The organism is Arthrobacter globiformis (genome assembly GCF_030815865.1).
GTDB lineage: Bacteria > Actinomycetota > Actinomycetes > Actinomycetales > Micrococcaceae > Arthrobacter > Arthrobacter globiformis_B.
The window spans coordinates 2460867-2477993 of record NZ_JAUSXI010000001.1 but is presented as its reverse complement, the minus strand read 5'-3'; the positions used below and the strand labels follow the sequence as shown (position 1 = coordinate 2477993).

General features: G+C 59.1%; 9 protein-coding genes and 1 pseudogene. 6 read left to right on the top strand and 4 right to left on the bottom strand.

All coding sequences use genetic code 11. The annotated features are described in order from the left end of the window. Positions 1-40: 40 nt before the first annotated feature. The 6 genes and pseudogenes from QFZ33_RS23920 to QFZ33_RS23915 form a co-directional block, all read left to right on the top strand. Entirely contained in the window at positions 41-592 is a 552-nt protein-coding gene (locus QFZ33_RS23920; protein WP_373427346.1) for an HNH endonuclease, read from the top strand. Positions 593-1426: 834 nt separating this feature from the next. Next, positions 1427-1744: a hypothetical protein gene (locus tag QFZ33_RS11295; RefSeq protein ID WP_307027481.1), complete on the top strand. Its 318-nt coding sequence runs from the start codon at positions 1427-1429 to the stop codon at positions 1742-1744. A gap of 52 nt (positions 1745-1796) precedes the next feature. Next, positions 1797-2447 carry a hypothetical protein gene (locus QFZ33_RS11290; RefSeq protein ID WP_307027479.1) on the top strand — a complete coding sequence of 217 codons (651 nt, stop codon included), beginning with the start codon at positions 1797-1799 and terminating at the stop codon, positions 2445-2447. Then, positions 2444-5788, top strand: coding sequence for a WD40 repeat domain-containing protein (locus QFZ33_RS11285; protein ID WP_307027477.1), 3345 nt, complete (start codon positions 2444-2446; stop codon positions 5786-5788). The genes QFZ33_RS11290 and QFZ33_RS11285 overlap by 4 nt, the downstream gene beginning before the upstream one ends. Positions 5789-5840: 52 nt before the next feature. Continuing rightward, complete coding sequence (locus QFZ33_RS11280; RefSeq protein WP_307027475.1) at positions 5841-6752, top strand: hypothetical protein; 912 nt, start codon at positions 5841-5843, stop codon at positions 6750-6752. A gap of 267 nt (positions 6753-7019) precedes the next feature. Beyond that, positions 7020-7133 (top strand): annotated as a pseudogene (locus QFZ33_RS23915) (transposase); the annotation flags it as partial. A gap of 311 nt (positions 7134-7444) precedes the next feature. On the opposite strand, the gene QFZ33_RS11270 reads toward QFZ33_RS23915, so the two are convergent. The 4 genes from QFZ33_RS11270 to QFZ33_RS11255 all read right to left on the bottom strand — a co-directional run bounded on the left by QFZ33_RS11270 (position 7445) and on the right by QFZ33_RS11255 (position 16391). Then, entirely contained in the window at positions 7445-9532 is a 2088-nt protein-coding gene (locus QFZ33_RS11270; RefSeq protein WP_307027471.1) for a helix-turn-helix domain-containing protein, read from the bottom strand. Positions 9533-11064: 1532 nt separating this feature from the next. Beyond that, positions 11065-14835 carry a hypothetical protein gene (locus tag QFZ33_RS11265; RefSeq protein WP_307027470.1) on the bottom strand — a complete coding sequence of 1257 codons (3771 nt, stop codon included), beginning with the start codon at positions 14833-14835 and terminating at the stop codon, positions 11065-11067. A 515-nt stretch (positions 14836-15350) separates the two neighbouring features. Beyond that, the gene (locus QFZ33_RS11260; RefSeq protein WP_307027468.1) at positions 15351-16046 is read right to left on the bottom strand and encodes a hypothetical protein; all 696 of its coding nucleotides are present in this window, start codon (positions 16044-16046) and stop codon (positions 15351-15353) included. A gap of 36 nt (positions 16047-16082) precedes the next feature. After that, on the bottom strand, positions 16083-16391 hold the full coding sequence (locus QFZ33_RS11255) for a hypothetical protein (RefSeq protein WP_307027466.1): 309 nt from the start codon (positions 16389-16391) through the stop codon (positions 16083-16085). Positions 16392-17127 lie beyond the last annotated feature (736 nt).

Below are 17127 nucleotides of genomic sequence, written 5' to 3'. Positions count from 1 at the left end.
GGAGCCGGGTAAGCACTACGCCGATCCAAACAAAAACACCATGTACGTCCGTGTGGAATTTGATGCCTTATTGCCGCTGGGAGAGCAGATAGACCCTGCAGTCCTTAAGCAGGCCGTCCCGGGGGTTCCCTGGGATGCCTTGTTCGAATCTGGGCGAACAGTTGCTCCCTCGGAAGAGCCCAAGCTCCGTGCTCTGTGGGGCGAACTGGGTCCGGAACAATCTGACCCCGCGCATGCCGTTCCTGGGACCTATCCGGAAGGCGCAGCTAGCCGTGTTGAGGTCAATCGCTATGAGCGAAGCACGGACGCCAGGCGAGACTGCATCAAGCACCGCGGAACCACGTGCGAAGCCTGCGGGTTCTCCTTCGAAGCCGTGTACGGAGGCATCGGCAAGGACTTCATTCACGTGCATCACATCGTCCCGATTTCCCAGCTCGGGACGGATTACCGACTCGACCCGGTTCAAGACCTTGTTCCCCTGTGTGCGAACTGCCATGCCATGGCGCATAGGGGCGTTAGTACACCAAGAAGTGTTGCCGAACTCAAAGCCATTATCGAAAGTAACCCTGGCCGTACAACGAGTCGTCCGTGACGAGCCGAAAGCACCAAGGGCGTCGTGTCAGGCCCGCTTCAGAACTAGTTACACGAGCGAAAACACTGCCTTGGGGATCGGATTCCACCCACGCAAACCCGTCTGCGCCGGATGGACAAGCAGTGGCGAGTTTCAAGGCGAACTGGCGATAAGCTCAGCGAGTCATATCGGGACCGGGTGCAACGAATACTCCTCTTGGGTGGGACAATTCGCCAGCTGCTCCCCAGCCAGCGGGCCGCTTGGCATTCTATTTGTTCAATTGCTGGCGCCCTCAATAGCGATTTGAAGCAGGTCACTGTTGGCAGAATGGCCGCTATGCTTAGTCTCCACATCCGACGTCATAGCAAGCACATCGCCATAACTCGTCACCCGAGGTTTGACGAGATGGTCCGCGCTTGTTCGCGTGATCTCCATGAAGCAAACAGTCTGAAGGACTGATCGAACCTCAAAGTCACTCACGTTCACAAGGAAACCGTCTAGGCCCTTCCCCTTTCCATCGCATCCTTTGCTAGGGCAAAAAGCTGATAGCGGACGTAAAGCTGGGCTTTTCTGTGCCTTCCGCAGTAGTAGGCGCGCGCCAAAGTACAACGGACTGTTCGCCCAGAGTTTCCTGGTCGTAGCCGCGGACATGACCGCCAAACTGGCGGCCGGATGGACCTACTCCAGTTGCGTGGTGCAGGAGCTGGCCGTACGGTGCCTGCTGGACCAGATCGAGGTCACCCTGGACACTTACGATCAGGACCTAGACCCAAAATGGAGAGGCATACTCACCGACCGGATTCTGGAAGAGCCCTGTAATCTGATACCACTCAGGCGGTATGGATACGGGGAACGATGAACATTGATTTCATGCTGACGGAAACATGGCTACAGGGAATGCTCGGTGGCGCCACACTCGGAGCAGGCCGCCTCCTCATCAACTTCGTCAGGCTTAACCACGCCCGTACCGAAACCAAGTATGTGCGATTCTTTCTGGCCCACATTATCGCTGGCATTTTTTTCTCAATCCTTGGGGGAGCATTCGCTTGGGGCATGGAGGGCAGGGCGGGGAACTTCACAGCAGGCATCAGTGCTATGCTCCTGCTCTCCCTATTGGCCGGAAAACTGATGCCCGAATTCACCGAGGCGGAGGAGGAACACCGTGTCCAGTAAGCCACGGGTCCGCAGTGATTCCTTCTGGGGTGACTTGGCCAACGCTCTGCTGATGAGTCCCGTTCACCGCAAGTCACTGCGGCAACATCAGGATGAATCTATCCCGGAGTCTCGCGTCCCCGCTGCCGCGCACCAGGCGCCCCCGCATACCCTCCCTGCCCGCGCCCAGAACAACCTCGTCTTGGCGGACGCGGACGACAATGTCGGGGTCTCCTCCGGGTTCGTGGACATCTTCACCCAGTCTGACTACGTCCGGGCAGCAAAGAGCGAACACACCGAGCAGACGGGATCTGTAGCGTTAGGTGCCATCGGCGCAAGCTGGACCATCGATGGGCGAGGAACTTCTTTGCATGTCACACTCGATGCGTTATCAACCGAATACCCACCGCTCTCAGGAGTTCGCGTCCGAGTCACCACGGAAGTGGGCCACGTTACCTACCTGTTGGCCTTCGCGGGCTACGACTCGGAATATGTGGTTTCCGATCTGAGTGTTCCGCTTGCAACCAGCAAGTTCACCGTGTCCGTCGATCTGAGCCGACTAGACTTTCCCGGCATGTCTACCCTCCCGGAGGGTCTGCTCGCAGAGAGCATCGCTGGTGCAGGACCGGAAACATTCGAAGCGTGGAAGTCGATCGCAGAGAAGGCCCCCAAGGGATCGGCCTTCTCCGACAGTCTGGCCAAGATCCTCCGCTACAACTCATGAGACCGGGCCAGGACCGGGAGGAACGCCACCAGCTGCTCACCCGGCTTCTCCTCCCGGAAAGGGGTTGGGTCAACATCTGCCGCGCAGCGGTCAGGGAGGGAGACGTTGCGGCGCTTGCGCAGCGTACGCCGTACTGGGATGCTTTCGCTGCCGAGAGGCGCCATCTTCGGCCATCTGCTACCGGCATTGAGCCCGTAACAGCAACGACGACAGCCAGAGCTGTCCTTGGCCTCGCTCGCGCCCTATCCGACGATCGGTTCACTGAGGAGTCAGTACGGCTCGCATTGGACGTCTTTAATCAATGCGGGCTCACGAGCCCGTCAGCATCGCATGAGCCCTTCGCGCTGCCGACGGAGACACCGCTCGACCGCGTGCTCAGTGAAATTGAACTCCTCCGCCCCGGCAATCCCTCGGCCGATTTCACTGTCCTGCTTGCACGACGTTTGGCCGGCCAAGACATCAAAATTGTGCGTAAGGTCGAGATGCCGGTCCTATTCGATCAGACAACAGCCGGCAGCGTAGGCTACCTCATCGTCAGCGAGACAGCCGACGGGCCCGCGGGACTTCATCCGGACCCACAATCCATGTCCTTCCTGGCTGCTGACGATTCGTTCCAACGAGCGATCGCCAACGCATGGGCGCTAGTCCCAGAGAACACAACGAAGCGCTCCTTCATCTGGGAGATCAGAGACGCCGCCACAGGTCAGCCAGTACAGCAGGTCGCGGGCGACTCACTAGGGCTCGCGTGGTTCGTGGCCTTGGACTCCTTTCGGCTCGGCAAGGCCTTGACCCTGCTCAGGCTCAAGAAGCTCGACCCGCTGTGCGCAGTGACAGGACGGATTGAGCACGCACGCCCGGCATCCGTGGAAGGCTACGAGAACAAATTCAAGGCCGCGGAAGGACGTGGACTAAGAATCGTCTACCCGGCAATCGACAGGGAAACCGCGGAACCCATCGCGACACGTCTGGCAGCGACCGCCACACCCGCCGATGACTTGGCAAGCACGGTTCGCGCCGTGCGGAATCGGCCCAATCCGACCGCCAGGATCATCATCTTTGCCTTGGCTGCAGCGTTCGTCGGAATGCTGGTCACTGGTGCCGCCTTGGCTGGCCAAGTACAGCGCGCCGGCGTAGCCGCCGACGTCCAGAGCCTCATTAACAAGTCGCAGGCTCAACTTGCCGCCGACCCCAGAAAGGCCGCCCTTTATGCACTCGCCGCTAACAAGCTCGGTTCCAGCGTGGCGACGCGCGAGAATGTCTTCAACGTTGCCGCGGAAAACCCTAACATTGTGGCTACCCTGCCTGTGGCCGATCAAGCAATCCGCCTCATTAGGACGGACAGCCTCGGGCGTGGGCTGTACGTCGTCGCGGGCGATAACAACATCCTAAGGATCGACAACGACGGCAAGGTAGAGTCCTGGAGGTTCCAAGCAGACAGCCGTGTGAAGGACCTGGCGGTCAGTCCGGATGGGACGACTCTGGTTGTCCTGGACGACCACACGATCAAGACCTACGACCTCACTTCGGGAACCCCATCCCTGTCCAAAGTTATTTTGCAGGACGTAGCGCAGCTTCGGGAGCAGCTGAGAGTATACGTAGTCGCCGCGAGCAAGACCTCACTCTCCACCCATAACGTGCTGCTCATCTCGAACAAATCAGCCACAGTATTCAGCGGCTCGGGAAGGACGCTTGGGCGTATCCCCTTGACCGGTGAAGACGACGAGAACGTCACCACGGCAGGGAATGACCTCGCCTACGAATCCGGAGGATCTACAGTCACGCTGGCGTCCTCCAAGGGTCGAGTCCTGGATCTTAGAACCGAACCCCTGGCGGTTTCGACGGTCGCACCCCAAGGCGCACTCAGCGGAACCATCTACTCAGTGGAGGCACTGCCGGGTACACAAATCCTCGCGGGAACTAGCAAAGGACTCTATTCCGTGGACTACGTGACCAAGACAGCCACGACTGTCCCTTCAGTGGGTGTAAGCGATGCCCAGAGCATCGCGCTCACGGCGAACAATCTAGCATTCGACGGCGGCCTCGCGATCATTGGCTCTGACGGGCTCACTGTCGCTCCCGTGTTCGACGGGTCGACCCTGTCCTTTACGCTCACCCGTACTGGTGACCGGCACCTAACATCCATGGCCATGTCCGGCGGCTATCTGGCTGTCGGCGATGTCGGCGGGCGAATCACCTATATCAGGCCCGGACCAAAGAGAACCGGGCAAGGCACGAACGGGACAAGGGCGTCAGCTGCTGCCTTCTCCCCCGACGGAAGCCTGTTCACAGCAGACGCCTCGAGGTCCCCAATGGCAGTGACCACTATCGAGCGGACGAAGTCGGCCAACAGTGTTGCGTCGCAACCAACGAGCGAGCCTGACACGTACCGCATCACGCGCGGTGCCGATCCAATCTACGTTAACAACCTCGACGCGGGAGCAGAGTACCTGGCAGCAGCAGGCCAGTCCGGGTCCGACCGGAAGAGGCAGGGCGTGCTCGTCCTGTGGAAACGTGACCAGCAGGAGCCCGTCCAGATCATCGACTTCAGCGGCGAAAATTCGGCTGCCCCCTTCGATACCCCCGACATCGTCACCCAAGTCAAGCTGATCGAGGACAAGAACCTCCTTCTGGCGTACAACATACGGTCAGGCACTGTCAGGTCGTTCCGTCTTCCCGACATGACACCAATCGCTTCAAAGTCGATCGGCAGCGCGAACCGAGCCTTTGCCGTAACTCAGAACGAAGCTTCCCTGCTCCTCCTGTCCGGGACCTCGTTCAGTAGCGACGGCCGAGATATCACCCTCCAAATGCTGTCGACTACTGACTTCTCCGTCCGCTGGAGTATGGCAGCCCCGAACGCGGCCGCCGCCACCCCACTGGCCGGCAGGAACTCAATCGCCGTCCTCGAAGACCCCCAGACAATGGTGATCCGAAGCGAGTCGGACGGCAGCGAACTTCAGTCCATCAAGCTGGCGGCGCCCACCAGAGACATTGTCGCCAGCCCGGACGGGAAGCTCTTGGCGGCCATCCAGCAGGACGGGACCGTGAAGATTCTCAGCACGAGCGACTTCATCCCGGCGGCACCTCCCATGTTCGACCAGCACAGGGGAGCCACGGTGACGGGCGCCTGGGCACCGGATGGCCAGACTTTCGTAGGTCTCGGCCTGAAAAAGAGCAGCGCCGGCAAGCCGCAGGCCCCCACATACGCTCTGTGGGATCTCTCGTCAAACACTTGGGAAAACTATCTTTGCGCGGTAGCTGGTTCCGACCTCACCGCTGGAGAGTGGGCCAGCCTGCAGCTGAGCTCGCCACGACCCGCCTTATGTCACAACCAAGACTGATGATGCACATCCTCCGGCCAGATACCCGCTCCATCTCAGAGACAGAGAAGAAATGAGAAAACTCATCCGCCTAGCCCTGATGGGCATTCTTGCGACAGTGACCATCAGCTGTGCGGGCCCGACTCAAACGGAGACTGCGACTACCAGCAGCTCGGTCTCTCCTGCTCCCACAGCACTTCTAGGCAGATGGGTAGCGAGCTGCACCGACGCCACCATCGACGCCAAGAGACTGAAGGAAGACCTTTCAGCCGGAGCGCCTGCACTCCTTCACGCTAAGAGCCTGACCCAGAACCCCTCACGTAGCCAGGCTCAGGCGGCCATCGCGCCCCTTGCTGCTTGCACCGACTCTTACTTCCGAGCCCAACTCGCTGACACCCTGCCCTCGGCATGGCAGACCTCCGGTGCTGAGCTCTTCGCTCAACTCGTCTCCGATACTTCCCGGCACAGCCCGGCCCCGAGTCCGTCCGACAACGCAGGATGCCCTGCCTGCAGAGTCACGGGCGCACTGAGCTTCACCCACCCCACATGGGGTCAGGTCAGACTGGAGACCTACGCCGAGGGACCACTTCCCACTTCAAACGACTCCAAATCGGGATACCGCATCGTCGCCCAGAGCGACAGCCACCTGTTCTACGACAAGGCAATCAACGACATGCTGTACGAACTAGGGATAGAAGGCAAAAGCGCCGGGGGCTTCATGTTCATCACCTACAACCCCGGACGTCACAACGGCGTCATTGTGCTGAAGGCCACTAAGGAGGGAATCGAAGACTTCGGGACAGACTCCTTCCCCAGAAGCTACGGCGGCCGGTTCTACAACGCGAAGGTCAGGTTCGGGTCAAGCCCGGACTTTATGATCATCCTGTCCCAAAACAACTGCATCCCCAGTTGCGCGGCCGGCACTATTAGGGACATAACGTTTAGGTATGACCAAGGAGTCGATGACCTGATTCCATCCTCCTGAATGCAGAGTAATAGGCAGTCTTCGGACGTGGTCGCTTGGAATGGGCGATGGTCACGTACTAGTGGCGTGTCTCGAAAATAGCTTGCTGGTGTGTCGTTAACTGGGGATATGACGAACCCGGCTCCTGCATTGGTGGTTTCTGATGGTCAACGTGCTGCCCTAGAGGTGTTGTCGAAGTCGCGGACGGCATCCCACCGCGAGGTTCAAAGGGCTCAGGTTCTGTTGATGGCCGCGGAGGGGTTAGCCAACGAATCGATCGCGAAGGTCGCCGGGGTCGAGGCCAACAACACCGCTATCAAGAACATCAAGCGAACGGCCCGCGGGTACCGCAACTACAAATCAGTTATCCTCTTGAGAAGTGCCGTCCGGACGGCGGCCTGACACTCCATTCCAGGGACCCGTTTCCCCATGAACCGTGAAGAGCCCCTATGAGTGTGGGTGAAATGGCGAACGGGAAACCTCGTGCGCCAGCTCGCGGGCTTTCAACCTTGCCTCGACAGACGAGAGCATCTCCGGGCCCAGTGCGGTGCTGAACACTACCTCTAAGCATGCCCACTGCCGCCAAGTCATGGCATCGAGCGCACGCTCCTACATCCCGATCAAAGCTGCTGGACGACCAGATGCAGGCACACTGTATGGGTGCCGGGGAGAGTCTTCAGTTTCGTGTGATGACTTAAGTTTCGTTTGATGATTTATTTGCTGTCTGTGGGAGTCTCGGTTTCCGAATGGCCCGACGTGATGCTCTCTGCGTTCTTCGCGCTGGCCTTGTCCATGTACGCCTCGACATCGTCTGCCCGTACGCGCCGGATCTTCTGGCCGTCAAACCCCGCTGCCCTCAGCTCACCGCTTTCCACCAGGCCGTCGATAACCGGCAACTCAAGGTTCAGGATCTCCTTGACCTGCTCCCAGGAGAGCATCAAAGGCCAATCTGACAGCATTTGGTCCCGGACCTCTAAGTACGTAGTCGTCGCGGTGTAATTGCCATGGGTCGCCACTTTGAACTGTGAACATCGAGGCTCGGTTTCGTCAGCGTATTCGTCTATGCAGTTTTCAGAATGTGCGTAGGCAGGAAAGCCCAGATAGTCAGTTCGGCGCCAAATGTTCTTCCATACCGGCGACGTGGAGATCGTCGATGATGTTGGTCCGGCTGACACGACACCGCCCAAGAGGTGCACCAGTGTGAATCCGTCCAACGATGGATCTGCTCCCTCGTTCTGCCTGGCCTTCTTCCATGGATCTATGCTGAACAAGCTCGGCCCGCGGGTGGGTATGGTCCCCAAGACTTGTGGTCCGAACAACTCTGGAAAAAATCTGCCGAAATATGACCGAAGCTGCACGCCGTATGTGAGCAGCCGGACTCGCGTGAAGTCCACGTCTGGTTTGCATGCCTTGAGATGGAAAATTGCGGCGATAGCCAGCACTGCGCCAAGGCTGTGGGCCGACAGGAGAACCTTTGAAGGTCCCCCACTGGAGGATGGATTCTGGAGCCAGTCATGCATCCGCCGTGCGAGCTCTGGTACCACGCGGTTTGAGTAACTGGGAGCTCCAAAGGGGTGGGCGGCATTTGGGAGGAAACACATAATGTCCCAAAGGACTGCGAGTGGCCTATCGTCTGCGGAAGTTGCGGCGTTCTTCACCATAAAGCCGAGGATGAGCGTCGCCGCAAGGATGACGCCCCATTCGGCGAAATCGTCCTGAATCAAGTCTGCATAAGGTTTCAGAAAGGTGCGAATGCCCGTCGTGTTAGCTTCTTGACCGTTTTGGAGTGCGCTGGCGGCAACCGCGAGAACGACGGCGACCCATGTCAACAGAGTGAGAAGTCCGAACGCCGCTTCGCCGCGCTGGGTCGCCGCTGAGAGCCGACGCCGCCGGTAGGTCATATCCTGACGCTGGGATCCAGGTTCCGTGGCGCCAGGTTCCACATCTATGTCGTTGTAGTAGGTGGGGGGCTGACGAGGCAGCGGTTCCGCGCTGGGTGGAGGTCTCATGGGTGAGAGCCCACGTTCGGATATCAGCCACCAGCAGGCAGGCAGCATCCCCAGAAGGGCAAGGAGAATCCCAAAAAGAAGCAGTCCGCCTATTGCCGCGTATACGGGGGGAACTTGCAAGGACTCGGAAAGATTCACCTCGGAACCACCCGCGCCGCGCCATAATTCCTTTAGTTCGGCAGGGAGTTCCTTTCTCATCGGCCACTCCAGAAGACTCCTGGTTCCCAACACCAGCGCACTGGACAAGAAATAGGCGACGAGGATGGCAGCGAACATGAATATACCTGGACCCCGACCGTCCCACCCCTCCTTCTTCGCATCGCGCAGGACCGCCTTCCTGTCCTTTCCGAGGATGTTCAAGCGGTAGTAAAAGATGAGGAGGACAGAGGTTATTGCTGCCGCGATGAGTAATACCCAGTCCTCAAACATGCCAAGCGCCCACAGGATAAGCACCAGAGAGATCAAGGCTCCGCTTACCGATGCAAGATGGAAGGCACGCCCTCGGCGCATGAACAGCCCGGAAACGGCCAAGATCGTCAGTGCCGTCAGCAGGAGGAGCGAAGCAACTGACGTTCCTGCGAAGGCACGATTCGGTACAGCCTCCGGCATGGCAACGAAAACCAGCGGAGCAGCAGTCACGGGCATCAGGATCACTGCGCTGATCAAAAGGCGCTTAGACCACTTTTCTTCTGCTTCACTGTTCGCCGGGGCACGCGTCTCGGAGGAAAATAATGCGACCCCGAACACTGACACGAGCAAAACAAGGATCGCTAGGGCTAAGAGTGGTGCCACCGGGCCACTCTGGCCCACCTCCGGCCACATTTGCTGAATGCATTCGGGGCTGAGCATCCTAGGCGCGGTTTGGCAATCGGGCGGCCATAGCGCCCCGAGACTGTCTGACAGGAGCAAAACGCAGATCAAAGCAAGGCAAGCGGATATGTGGACCCTGCCAGTTGCAGACGAGATGTGGGGGCGGGTCCATAAACCCGGCGAAGCCAAGAACGGGTCTGTGGCCTCGCGGCCACCATCCCCTGTTGCAGGTTCTTCGTTCCATTTCACCCTCTGAGGCGCAAGATTTCTAACGGTGGCCAGCTTCGCCGTGACGAACGCAGCCAGAATGGCTGCAATCGGCAGGAGAGTGAACATAGCCAGTCGCTGGCCCCGTGACCACCCGGTCAGGAAGTCGAATGCTTCAGGCAGTTGCTTGCACATGGCGGTTGGTGTTGGCTGCTCCTGTGTGGCTGGGAAGCATTCCACTGCCAGGAGCCCGAACGCAACTGTGCAAAAAGTCGTTGTGAATACGAGGCTAAGAAACAGCGCAAAGAGCCTGACTGTTCCAGCGCCGGTCCCAGCCGCTAGCGGTCTTTCCGAAGCGCCGCCGTCGGGCAATTTCCTCGCCCAGTAAGCTGCGTTAGCCAGTGCGAACGGGACCACGAGAAACCAAAGCGCCTGCCCAACCACACGTCCGACGCCCTTAAGAAAGGACGATGCCGGAGAAGTTCTTGCTGCCTTTCCCCAACTGTAGGCTTCAACCCGGGTCGGGGCATTTGTCGCCGGAGCTTTTTCTTTCCAAAATCCGCTGAGTGAATCGCTATCACCCACTGGCTCAATTGCGTCGACATCGCAGTCCAATAAAACGTGTGGCGCTGTGTTCTTGATCCCGTGGACGCGAAGTTCCAATACCTGTGGGCCGTTCATACTGGGATTCACGATCGCCCCTCCTTGTGATGAATCGGCCACGACCCCTCCTGAGATCGGTTGAAGTCGATTTTCGTATACCAGCAGAAAAAAGAACACCCTTTGCCGGACGCCAAATATGTAGGAAATTTACCGACAAAGGGTTTGAAGTGCCTCGGTCTTATGTAGCTGCTTGGGAAATCTAGTCTCGATTCGGATACTTACGGAGGGCCTTTTTAGGCTTCTCCTCCTGGTGTCCGTGGGCTGGTCGATCGTCGGGTTTTAGCGCGTTGCCGGAATTCCGCCAAAAATCAGAAAAGGGATTGAAGAAGCGCGCAAGTCGACGTCAGAGGTGCGATCGCCACCGCGTTCGACACTACGACAGCCGGGGCGCGCAGTCCGCACGCGCATGTCGTCATCTTCAGCGACGTACAGATTATCCTCGACAACAAGTGGGAAGCAGTGGATGAGTCGGCCGGTGCACGCCGCCGTGGTCGCCTGGTCCGACTGCACGAGGCACTCTTCGTCGCCGACCACCACCTCACATACTCGCCCTGAGTCGAGTGAGAGCCCCGTGATATGGGCAGGGACCGGAACTCGACGTGGGCGACCACTGGCGTGCCTGTGTGACTAGCAGATCGAGCTCGCTAGAAATCGAGACCTTCCAAGTAACGCCTCGCCTCCTCGTCGTTGCGCCGGCCTTCATGGCGGTAGCTCTCTGCTGTTTCTCTCAGCACGGAAGCCGTCCTGGGGTGCGTGGCTTGCACAGCGTTGGCCCACGATTCGTACTTGGCAGCCAAAGCATACTCCTGCTCCCCACCATCCGACATTCCTCGTGACGTGACGCCTCTCTTGTTGAAGAGGCCGATGCTGAAGCCACGCTCAAGGCGGTCGTTGGGAGCAGCTTCGAGTGCGTCCCTGACTGGCAACGTGGGGAAAGTGCCATCTGGGTCCTCTGGAGCGTGCGCCAAAACCTCTCCAATGTGGAGCTCACCTACGTCGATTCGATCAGCTTCGATGAGAAGTTGGCGCGCTTCTGCGAGCCATTCGCTGAGGGCAGTCCCATCCACGATGCCGTCCTCCTGGGTGCCAGGAACGACCTTCCACTCACGAAGAAGCCGATATGCATTCGAGGCCAGCGTGGGATTGGCTTCCCGCTGTTGACTATCCGCGTCCTCATTAGCACGCCGAAACACCAGCTCCACTAGTTCGACGAAGGTTCGAGGGTTGCGGGCAAGAAGATTCTCCAGCGTCAACGTACGGGCATCGTCATGGAGGAGCGGAAGGTACCTCCATTCCAGGACTGCGACGGTCTCCTCGTCGATACCCTCTTCCTTGAGGTACTGAATCAGCCTTGAGATGTCGTAGCTCGAGACACACGCGGCTTCTGGGTCCTCCTTTGTTTCAAAGGTCTTCAATGCTTGAATGATCAGATCGGCATCAAGTTCAGACTGGCCTGTCGCATACAGGCTTAGCGTGTCAAGGGCCATCGCGACGCGGCCGTGCACGAGCAACTGACGCGAGGCTTCGTTGACGAACGGAAAATCCGCGCCGCGTCCGTAAGGCATGAACGCGGACCAGTAAGCAGAGTCGACATCCGGCCCATATTCAACCAGCAGCCGCCAGGCACCTTCGACATCAGCACTCAACTGAAGCAGTCGTGCTTGGACCAGAGGGTGCCCAGTAAACCGCTCAGCCCACTCTCGGATGCGCTCAAGATCACCACCGAGACGTGCACGCGCGTATCCTTCAGCGAACTGGATCCGCGATCGATCCGGATCCTCAAGTAGCGTGAACGTGCGGACATCGTTGACATCACTTACATGAGCGAGCGAGAAACCAACCGACCAGGGAAGCTCTGCAGCATCCGCTAGGGCAAGAACCGCCTCCCAGCCTTCGCTCAGCAGTACTTCAAGGATCGCCTGCTGACGGGCAGTCTCAAGAGCTGCATCGTAGTTCTCCAGGTTGTCCGCATGAGATATCCCGATGTTCGGGTGCCAATCGTCAAACAACCACCGATGAACATCGCTAGGCAGTTCAGGCTTCACACGGTCACGAAGGTCAGTGAGCGCAGTCAGAGACTCGTCGTCCATCGACCAGTCAGCCTCCGCGTGCTCTCTATGCCGCCGTACAAGACCATCGATCGTCTCCCAGAGCGTCAGCCTGTCCTGAGGAGCGAGACCCGATGGATCGAGAGATCCGAGCACGTCCAAAGCGCGCCGGCGCAACTCAGCGGGCATATGACTCAACTTCGGCAGGACAGAAGCCCATCTGTTCGGCTCCTCCGTCGCGAGCACCAGCACTCGAGCAACGGCAGCCTCTACCATTTCGATGAACTCCGAGCGCGGAATAGATGGTTCGCGCGGACCTCCCCAGGCGCGAAACTCAGGGCGGCGACTTTCGATAGCGAATGCCGAGGGCTCTGGAATCAGTTCGATCAGCAAGTTCCAAGCGACGTCACGATGGCGCCGGATCAAAGCATCGAGTGTTTGCACGCGCGCCGCCAGCGGCGCCGAGGTTTGCGGATACCAAGGTCTGAAGATCGCTTCAAGACTGGCGGACGGACGGTTACTGAGCCGACCTCCTGGATCAATCTCTGCGAGCTGTGCCAGCACTTCTGCGGCATAACCCATGTGCTGCTCGGACCATGCAAGGCCTTCCAAGGCCCATAGAAAACCAGTGTGAGGGCTTCCCGCGTTCCAGTGCTGGTCGACGTCCTGAAAGAGCTTTCCAGCGAGCGGTTGGGTGCCAGTGGTGCTCTGAGACAACGCACGCAGGAACAAGTCTGGTGCAGCTTCCGCCAGCAGCGGCACGACATCCTCCATAGAGGTCCACAGTTGAGCCGACCCGTCATGGGTTGCACGCTCAAACAGATTCCAAGCGACCCGCTCAGTCCACTGCCTGGCGCTTCGGCCCCCGGACAGGCGGAGCTCGTCCCCGCGAGAACCGAGGAGCGCCAGCGAACGGCCCAGTCCCTTCCGCAGATCACTGGAATGGATCCGTCTCTTACCGTGTATCTCCGCGAGCCAGCGGTCCTCGACCGGAAGCTCTAACTTGGGATCGACAGCACCCAACACTGTCTGGATCGCATGTTCAAGAGCATCGAGGTCACGGTCAGCGATGACCTGCCTAACCACCCGCCATGAGTCTTCTGGTGCGGCAACGGCCCAAGTAGCCCCGACTTTTGTAAACAGAGGATCAGGTTGTCGAATCGCGACCGTAAGCCGCTCCTCGAGCTCGTCGACACCCGTCTCGATGAGTGCCTCCATCACCTCGGTATCTCCGCTTCGCTTCTGATTCCACGCTCCGGCAAGCCAAGAACGGCGGATGGATCGATCCGCGAGATCAGCACCCCATGCCTCCGGGTCGCGCGACTGGGTAGACACACGTCGCAACGCGAGGAGACTTTTGTTCCCGGCTCGCATGTACCGATCCAGGTCGGCATCGGGCACCCCGGCCTCCTTGAGAGCTGCCCGAAGGGCCAAGTGGTTCAACGGCGGAAGCTCGACGTCAGCATCTCCGTCGATATTAGTAGTCACAAAAACGACATGGTGGTTGTCGATCAGGTGCGCCTCCCGCTGCAGATGCTCCTCGTACGGCAGAAGAATGAGCAGGCTTGACGTCCGCTCGAGCCGCCTAAGCGTGGCGCCATCGTGAACGAGTAGAGACTTAGCCAGCATTGACTCGGAGTTGTCCGGTGCCATCATCAGCATCGAGCACGCGGCGAACGCGAGTCCGTCATCGATGCTTGGTGCGCGAATGAAGGTTCGGCCGACCTCGTCAGCAAGGCGGCGTGTAAGCGCCGCAGCTTGGTCCTCCCGCCCAGCCAGCACGACCGAACTAGTCAATGTGGGACTGAAACCTCGGGAGAACCGATCCCACCAGTCCTCAACCGAGGTTGCACCAAACGGATCCATTCCGAGCAGCTCGGAAAGCCAGACCTGAACCGCTGGAGATACCTCCAGCGCTTGCTCGATGTCATCTGCATCGAGGACCCGGACGTCACGCCACACTTTCTCGTTGCTACGCCGCTGCTCCCACGCCTTCTTCTTCTCCCAGCGCCGGGGCGTAACGAAAACGAAGGTCGTGCGCGATTGGTCAACGCCGTTCGGGCTACCCGTCCGGTTCCGGTAGTCGCTCTGCGCCTTCTTCTCGGGGTCGCCTCCGACACCCATCTCCCAGACGCTCAAACCATCAGGCACAAACGGTGTTGATCGAAACGCTTCAACATAGCCGTCGTACCCGTTCAGCCCGACACTGTCTCCGCCGCGCATTTCAACGCGCTGGACCTGATCATTCTCGGCCCGGATGAGCCGGCGCACTAGGATCGGAAGGTCAGCCTGCGCAGATCGGGTATCAGCCCAGCGCTCAAGCTCGTTGGCGCCTGCCAGATGGGGCAAGCCCCCACTAAGCGTCATGTAGCCGCCTCCTTTCACCCCTCGTTTCAACCCTAGTTCGCAAGACCGAGGTCTTTCGATAGGCGCGCCTCTCCTCGTCATGCGGCAACGTCGCTGACGCCATGGGCATCATCAAGATCTTCGGGATCCAGGTAGGCGTACCAGCACAGCTGGTAGACGGTGGATAGATTCAGTTAGAAACGTGTCGCCGGATCGAACGAGCAAAGGGATTCACTCCCCCGTCGTTCCACAAAGGGACTTCGCCGTCCTGTTGGCTCGTAGTCAGCGGTTGCCAATGCCTGCCAGCTAACTGCGGCAAACAAAAGGTCTCGAACGCTACGTCGTCGTGGGCCCTGAATCGCGAGCGGCCGGAGCCCGGCGAACCGCTACGCTCACGCGGGAGCAACCTGCTGCTATCCAAACCGAGCAGGGCCACGCCTGCAACGCTAAGCCGCCCCCCGCCAAGAGACCAGCATTCGCAGCCATCCGGGCGCCCTTCGACGTATCCCTATAAGGGGAGTAGCTCGTAGAAGATTTTATTTCTCCATCCAATATTGGGAGTTGGAGGGATGCCGGAGTTTTGAAGCGGTTTTGCTTAGGATCACGTGAAGGGAACTAAGCGTGAGGTTGAAGAGACGAGCATCCTCGTGAGTAACTTCTCCCGGTGATGCAGCCATGAACTGTTGAAGAACTTCAGCGGCTTTTTCTGCTAGTTTTACAGCTCGTTCAGGAAGAATGCCGGGACAAGAATCCTCTATCACCTGAAGCACTTCACTGAGGGAAGCTTCATCTTCCGGTTCGGAGATCCTGTAGTTCTCCACGATCTTCTGCGCGTCACTCATCAAGCCAGCCCAGTCGGCACCAATGGATAAAAGCTCGCGCGTAGTCGCTGGCGCGTCGATATTCTCGGCTTCTGGTTGCTGTACAGATTCTTCTGGCAACGCCTGCTGGGACGCGGTGGGCTTCACAGTCCCGGGATTTGCGTCTTTTACGCTTTCCGCAAGGACCGAACTGTCCCGTGCAAGTTCTCTATTCGCGTCCCGGGAGCTGGCTGACAATTTGAACGACTGTGGCGTCACCTCGATATCAGCCGAAACTGCTCTATCCAAGAGTCCGCTGATCGGTTTCCTGAACAGCAGAATCACCAAGACACATAAGGCCACGAACGCAAGGCCGATTATTAGAATGTCGCTCATTTTTCCCCCACACGAATAAAGCTTGGATGCGCCCAAGCCTGTTGATTCTACAAGACGGGACCCCAGCGGCCTTTAGCCGCTCCCGGATGACGATGGTGAATTGTGGGGGCCACTTACGAAGTTGTTGGCGAGGACGTTGCCCTGGGCGTCTGAGGTTTCCCCATAGTTCTCCACCGTGTAGACAAGCTTGCCGTTGGTACGGTCGGCCTCCAGGGCTCCGCCGGCAGCAGCGCTTGCTTCCAGGACTCCCCGCTTTGGGCGATCCGGGCAGAGCGTCAATGCAGCCGCTATTTCCTCGGCTTGCGGCAGGCTGACTGTTCCGTCAAAGGAGTGCCCGGCTGTGGTGGCCCACAGGCGCGAAGAGATACTTGGCGGTGTCAAGCGAAGTTCCCCCGGAGGCGGTACCCGCGCTTTCTCAGTTGCTGGGGGACCCTGTGGCGGTGTTCACCGTGCACAGGTCGATCGATATAGCCAGGCCGCCCTGTAATAATTGGGGCGACCAGTTCCACGCCGCGGATCTTTCCGCCCGCGTCTGCCTCAGTGAGGGAACCGAATTGGCAGGCTTGGGAACTGCCGCGATCGGAGGAAAGTGCCGCCGGTGCCCGACGCCACCCCTGGCAGCGCCGCCGCCTCGACCCCCCGGATACGCATCCGCACAAGTCGTCACGCAACCTCCCATTCCCCCTCGATCAGGGCGGCATCCGCATTACCGTCCGGCCGCTAGAGACCAGTGGTTCCCGCGCGCCCACGGCGTCGGAGCAGCTCGAGCAGAGCCTCTGAGGTAGTAGGTATTCTCCAAGCGCACCTGCCGCTCCTGGCTGATTTAGAGCGTGCTTCGGCGCAGGTTCGCAGCAGGAGAGACGTGAGACGCGAGGATTGTCCAGCATGGAGGCTGCCGAAAAGTCAAGCTTTGTCAACAGTAAAAAGGCAAAAGGCGCCTGACCTGCGAAAACACTGTGCCCGAGGTGGGACTCGAACCAGCCGCTCCCCCTGAAAATCCGCCACTCCCCCAAAAACATCCCCAGTCCAGCCCAGTCCGGCACCAGTACAACCGAATCCGAAGCCCAGGGTGTGGACACTGTCCACACCCTCTTTTTTGACGGTTTTGCTCCGCCTA